This is a genomic window from Chloroflexota bacterium, from assembly GCA_035652535.1.
In the GTDB taxonomy this organism is placed as follows: Bacteria; Chloroflexota; UBA6077; order UBA6077; family SHYK01; genus DASRDP01.
Map to the genome: position 1 here is coordinate 1 of DASRDP010000043.1, position 6,463 is coordinate 6,463.

Genomic DNA, 6,463 nt, shown 5'->3' on the forward strand with positions numbered 1-6,463 from the left:
CGCGGAACATGACGAGGTCCTCGCTGAACAGGCGCAGCGGGATGGGCGGCCCACCGGGCGGAAGCTCCTCGCTCAGCGCGGCGGGCTGCCAGTAGCTTCGGAGCAGCCGCCCACACGGGGTTCCCGGGCCGGTCTGGGTCAACAACTCGTTCTCTTCCTTGCTCAGCATCCGTCTCTCCTGATTACTGCCACGACCACTCGTCGATGTTCCAGCAGCGGCCGAGGCCGCGAGTAAACGTCCCGGTTCCGGTGGTCGATGCGGTTGGCCCCTTGAGGCCGGCCACGTGAATCGTCGAGGTCACCGAAAAATAGGTGAAATAGACCGGAAGCTCCTCCGCCAGTAGCTGCTGCATCCGCACGAACTGCTGGGTCCGCGTCGCGCGGTCCAGAGTCGCCACGAACTGCTCGTATAGGCGATCGTATTCCGGGTTGGACCAGCCGGACCGGTTCTCGCCCGTCCACCGGTTCTCAGGCGTCCCGATCTCAGCAGTGATCCAGTTGCGCTCGAGGCGGCCGCCACCCCGGCCCGAGATACCGGGGAAGGTGTGCCGTTGCTGGCCCGGCCCGACCTGGCCGGAGGGAAGGACCGATGGTCGCACCTCCATGCCCGCCCGCCGCCAGCCGTCGGTCATGATCAGCTCGACCCGCTCGAACTCGGGCCCGGTGCTCTGGGTGATGTGGTCGAAGGAGAATCGCTCGCCGGCCGCGTTCGCGAAGAGGCCGTCGCGCTTGAAGTAACCGGCCTCGTTCATTAGCTCCTCAGCTCGCCGCGGATCGAACGGGTAGTGGCGGACGGCCCGATCGACGTCGGCGTAGAACGGCTCGAACGGTGGCACCATGGTCTCAGCCATCGTGCCCCGACCCTCGAATACCCCTTCGTTGATGGCTTGGCGGTCGAGGGAGTGGGCGATGGCCCGGCGAACGCGGACGTCCAGCAGGCCTGGATGGCCGACGTACTCGGGCCGAAGCTGGACCCACTCGCTCTGGGCGCCCCCGAGATCGAGCGTGAACGATCCTTTGCCGCTCGGGACCCATTCCTGCATCAAGGCCTGGCCCTGCTCGAAGCGGAGGCTGGTGAAGTCGACGGTCCCGGCCAGCACGTTGGTGAGCGCCGATGTGTCGTCCGGGATGACCTTCAGAATCACCCGGTCGATTTTGGGCCGTCCGAACACATAGCCGTCGAAGGCGACCCCCTCGAACGACGCGCCCGGCTCCCAGCGGACCAGGCGATAGGGGCCGGCCCCCACGTATTCTGCCACCCAATAGGGTAGGGCGAGAAAGCCGTCTGGCCCGGTCTGGGCGATGTTCGCGAATGGCTCGCCGAGCAGGTGACGGGGCAGTGGGTCGAGGTCCTCGAGCTCCAGTGAGTTGGCATCGGGATACGGCGCGCTCCAATGGATCACGAGCGTGCGCGGGTCGGGCGCGGTCACCGAGTCCATGAGTTGCTGGGGATTTCGGATAAAAATGTCCAGCGCCGAGCTGGTGTAGACCTGCCAGGCGAACACGAAGTCGTCCGCGACCAGCGGCTGACCATCGTGCCAAATGAGGTTGGGTCGCAGGCGGTAGGTCGTCTCCATGCGACCGTCGGGGAATACCCGCCAGGTGTCGGTGTCGAGCCGGGGTACCTCAGCCAACTGAGGGCCGATGGCGCCATCCGCTTGGTTGCGGGTGAGCGTTGCCGTGAACAGCGCTTTGTTCTCTTGGATCCCGGACTGGTAGCTCTTGGGGATTAAGCGCTGGATCTCGTAGCGGATCGCGATCGTGAGCACCCGATGCTGGTTGGGAGCGGCGCTCGCACCCTCCGGCCGCGCAGGCAAGCCGGGCTGGGGCTGGGCGGTGCACGCGGAGATCGTCGCGGCGACGAGCAACATCGCGCTGAGTCGTTTCATGCGGGGGAGTGTACCGCCATATGAATACACTCAGGGCTCCAAATTCCGGTGGGGACCCTTCGAAGGAGACGTCGCGCAGAGTCGGCCCCTCGATCGCTACCGAGCGCCACCGGCTAACCTACACCGAGCTTTTCTTCGCGTTCTCTTCGTTCCTCAGCATCCATCGCGCCGCAGCCCGAAATCCGCGAAGCACGCCCAGCTTCCACGCATGGCTCGGCTGCCTGGCCAAGTCATTCGTGCAGTACAACCTGGTCAGGCAGAGGGCAATTCCTCAGGGGAGTTCCACGGCGGCCCCGAGTACACCTTCCCCAGCCTCCGCCTGACCGGTAGCCCGGCCATGAGACCAGGCAACGCCGACATGTCGATCAGCGCGTGGAGGAGCATGCTGATCCGAGCCATCCGCAAGATGGAGGAGACTGGAGAGATCCAGGGCCAGGTCCGGGACCCCCATCAACGCGGTGGATCCCATCTCCCTCAAGCACAACGCCCGCCATCCGACGAAGAGCTGGACGCGATCCAGGAAGAGATCGGCGGCCGCTGGGTATCCACCATGTTCAAAGAGACCATTCCCGGCCGCTTCACCTTCCGCGTCACCCTTCGACTTCGTAGAGGATTTGAGGGCGGGTCCCGAGGCGCTCCGCGGCGTTCCTGCGGATCACGACGGTATCCGCCCAACGCCCGTAGCTCACGCCATCCAGGGATCCGCTCGCGCGCAGCATCATCACGCTGTTCTCTTTCAACTCGACGCCCAGGAGGTGCGTGTCGCGAAGGCCGAGGGCCAATGGCCCGTCGTCGCCGGTTCCCCGCCCGTGCATGCTGAGGGTCGTCTGCAATCGCCCGTCCAAGGCTGTCTGATTGGCGCGGCTGAAGACGTCGGCCACGGTCATCCCGGCCCTGAGGATCGACAGGGCATTGTTGAACGTGTCGAAGATGGCACGATGGACGTCCTCGAGCTCCCGAGGCGCCTTGCCGAAGTAAAAGCACGGATCGATCTGCGAAATGTAGCCGCCCCACCGCCCGTCGATCTCCACAGAGAGGAAGTCGCCAGGCTGGAATGATCGGAAGGACGGCTGTTCCACGCGGTGGTAGACGTTCGGGAACGGACCGCAGGTCCAGCCGAACATCGGGGTTACGCTGCCGCCCTCCCGCGCATTGGTCGCCCACATCTGGGCAAAGACGCGCCGCTCGGGCACCCCGACGTGGGCATAGTCCAGGATGGTCTGGAGGATCTTTTCGCCGAGCAGCGTGCCTTTGCGGAGGAAGTCGATCTCCTCGGCGCTCTTCTGGAAGCGCGCCTCGCCAAGCAACTCGGTGGCCGAGACGACCGCCGCGTTCGGGAACGCCCGCTTGATCATTTCGACGGACTGCCAGTTGACCTCGCCCTCGCCCTCGCGACAGTGGGCCAGGACGCCCCCGGTGAGCCCTGGAATGCCGATGGTCCCCCGCTCGAAGCCGATCTCGCGCAGCCGGTCGATGATGACTCGGCCGCCCGTCCCCCGGGTCGCGGCGCGAATGTCGGTAAACCAGTTCGACGACGGCCAAACACCACCGCGCGACAGCCAGGCCGTCGGCTCGTTCTCCAGCGGGAATAGGACGACCGTCTCGTCCGCGGCCTCGCCGAGCTGGGTTAGATAGAGGGCGTCCGCCGCGCCGCGATTGTGGCTGTTGGAGCATGGGAGCACGGCGAGGACGTCGACGCCGTCACGCCTCATCAGCGACCGCACCTTGGCCCACCGTCGATCCCGCTCGCGGGTGGAGAACACCACGTTGCTCCAGGCGCGCGACCACTTCTCGGCCATCAATGCTCTCCGCTCATGCCAGCTCGTAGAGGTACTGGGGGTGGGCGCCGAGCCGCTCGGCGCCCCAGGATCGGATCGCGACCGTCTCACCCCAGTTCCCGCCGTAGCCCTTGCCATCGACGGTCGCGCTCGGCTTGATCACCATGACGCAGTTTTCTTTCATCTCGATCGCCCGCAGCTCTGGGGTGAGCCGCCCCGTTACCAGCGGTCCATCGTCGCCCGTCCCGCGGCCGTGCATGGTCAGGCGAGCGACGCCGCGCCCCCCCATGCCCTCGACCGTGCCGATCTCCAGCAGCTCTCCTACCGTGACGCCTGGTTTGAGGGCGGCGAAGACCCGGTTGAACGACTCGTAGGCGAGCTTCATCCCATCCCTAAGGTCCTGGGCGGCTCTGCCCAGGGCGAACGTCTGGTCGATCTGCGCGATGTAGCCGCCCCAACGCCCGTCAATCTCCACCGTGAGCTGATCGCCGGGGCGAAATACGCGGAAGGTTGGCTGCTCGATCCGGTGGTATACGTTCCCTTGGGGCCCGCTGATCCAGCCGAACATGGGCTCGAACGAGCCTCCTGCCTCGCCGTAGGTGGCAAGCATCTCCGCCCATACGGCCCGCTCAGCGACCCCGGGCCTCGCGTGCTCGACGATGGCGCCGAGCACCTTGTCGGCGATGGCGGTCCCCCGGCGCAGGAAGTCGATCTCCGCTTCGCTCTTCTGGTAGCGTGCCTCGCCGAGGAGGTCGGTCGCCGAGACGACCTTGGCGTTCGGCAGCTCCCGCTTGATGATCTCCACGGACTGCCAGTTCTGCTCGCCCTCGGTAATGCGGCAGTGGGAGAGCATACCGCCCGTGAGTCCCGCGATCCCGATCGTCCCGCGTTCGAGCCTGAGCTCCTTGAGCCTGCCCGCCGCGCTCGCCCCACCAGTACCCCGGGCTGCGGCGCGGATGTCGGTGAACCAGTTCGAGGAGGGCCAGACCCCGCCGCGTGAATGCCAGGCGGTCACCTCGCCATCGAGGGGGAAGACGATGGTGGTCTCATCCGAGTTCTCGCCGAGCTGGGTCAGGTAGCGCGGGTCGGCCTGGCCGCGATCGTGGTTGCTCGTCCACGGCAAGCACACGATGGCGTCGATCCCGTCTCGCGCCATCAGCTCGCGGGCCTTGCGCCAGCGGCGATCACGCTCGGCGAGCGAAAAAACGGCGTTGCTCCAGTCCGGAGACCACGCTTCGCCGATCATCCTTCCACCAGGTGCCGCTCCTGAATAGGCGCGGAGAGTGTACCATTCTCCAGACCGCGCGGGCGGGACCGCGCACCCCGGCAGGAGGCGGAGCCTATGACCCCCGAGGAGAACGAGCTGCTGACGCGCGTTGGGCCTGGGACGCCGATGGGCAACTTGTTCCGCCAGTTTTGGTTCCCGGTCGTTCCCTCCGCGGACGCCCCCGCGGCCGGCGAGCACGCCATCCGGATCAGGCTGCTGGGCGAGGACCTGGTGATGTTTCGCGACACCGCCGGGCGGATCGGGCTCCTCGGTGAGCACTGCTCCCACCGCTGCGCCTCCTTGTACTTCGGGCGCAACGAGGATGGGGGCCTGCGCTGCATCTACCACGGGTGGCTCTACGGGGTGGACGGCCGCTGCCTGGAGATCCCAAACGAGGCTGTGGCCGAGTCGATGCGGCAGCATATCCGGCACCCGGCCTACCCCTGCCGCGAGGTGAACGGCACCATCTGGACGTACATGGGACCGAGGCGGGGCGACGAGCTGCCGCCCTTGCCCGAGTTCGGCCTTGCGACGATTCCCGAGAACCAGAAGCGGATGTCCCTCACCGTGCGTGAGTGCAACTACCTCCAGTCCCTCGAAGGCGACCTCGACCTCAGCCACGGAGCGTACCTACACAGCTTCACCGCACGCGATCTCCTGATCGGGGCGGAGAACCACATCGATCGCTACACGAACGAGAAGCCGACGATGGACGCTCGGGACACGCCCTACGGCGTAGTCCATTGCGTCCGGCGCCGCTACGACGAGGAGCAGTACCACTACGGCGTCGGCCACTTCTTCTTCCCCTTCATGACCATGTTCCCTCCCGTCTCGGACTGGATTACGACCGTGTCCGGTCATATCTGGGTCCCAATCGACGACTACAGCACCCTCGTCTGGTTCTACAGCTGGCACCCATCCAAGCCCGTTGGCGACCCCGAATGGCGGAGCTTCGCGCCGCGAGGCACGGCGATCCAGAGCCCATCCGGACAGCGGATCGGGCGGGCCGACTATTGGGAGGAGCGTTTGCCGCCGGGCACCGCCGCCGGCGATGCTTGGCGCCAGCGGGCCCAGCTTGGCAACGATTTTGGCTACGACCCAGAGGTGCAGCTCCGGGGCAGGTATTCGGGACTGCCCAGCACGGACCTGGAGGACCGCGCCATGCAGGAGGGCATGGGCCGAATCGTCAACCGCGCTCGCGAGCACCTCGGGCCAACAGATGTGGCCGAGATGCGCGTGCGCATGCGCTTGCTCGAGGCTGCGCGCGCCCTCCGTGACCGTGGCGAGGTGCCCGCCTGCGTCGACGAGCCGAGCGCTTTCCGCTTCCGTTGCGCCTCCGGGTTGCTCCCCAAGGACGTTCCGTGGCTCGAGGGGACACGCGAGTGGACGATCGAGCTGCCGGACAACCCGGTGCGCTCGAAGGGGCACGCGCGGCCCGCGTTCCTGGAGCCCGAGGTCGCGCAAGCGCGGACATGATGCCGATCGCCCGTTTGCCCAATATTCGCGCGGCGCGATCCTTGTTCGTTCTC

General features: G+C 66.5%; 4 protein-coding genes. 1 reads left to right on the forward strand and 3 read right to left on the reverse strand.

Translation table 11 applies throughout. The annotated features are described in order from the left end of the window. Nucleotides 1-182: 182 nt before the first annotated feature. From VFC51_05200 to VFC51_05210, 3 genes are all read right to left on the reverse strand, one after another. Nucleotides 183-1,889 (reverse strand): peptide ABC transporter substrate-binding protein, encoded by a 1,707-nt coding sequence (locus tag VFC51_05200; GenBank protein HZT06406.1) that lies wholly within the window; start codon nucleotides 1,887-1,889, stop codon nucleotides 183-185. Between the two features lie 590 nt (nucleotides 1,890-2,479). Continuing rightward, nucleotides 2,480-3,688: a M24 family metallopeptidase gene (locus tag VFC51_05205; protein HZT06407.1), complete on the reverse strand. Its 1,209-nt coding sequence runs from the start codon at nucleotides 3,686-3,688 to the stop codon at nucleotides 2,480-2,482. A gap of 13 nt (nucleotides 3,689-3,701) precedes the next feature. Further along, entirely contained in the window at nucleotides 3,702-4,913 is a 1,212-nt protein-coding gene (locus VFC51_05210; protein ID HZT06408.1) for a M24 family metallopeptidase, read from the reverse strand. A gap of 96 nt (nucleotides 4,914-5,009) precedes the next feature. Between VFC51_05210 and VFC51_05215 the strand changes: the two genes are divergently transcribed. After that, nucleotides 5,010-6,410, forward strand: a complete 1,401-nt coding sequence (locus VFC51_05215) for a Rieske 2Fe-2S domain-containing protein (GenBank protein HZT06409.1) — start codon at nucleotides 5,010-5,012, stop codon at nucleotides 6,408-6,410. Nucleotides 6,411-6,463 lie beyond the last annotated feature (53 nt).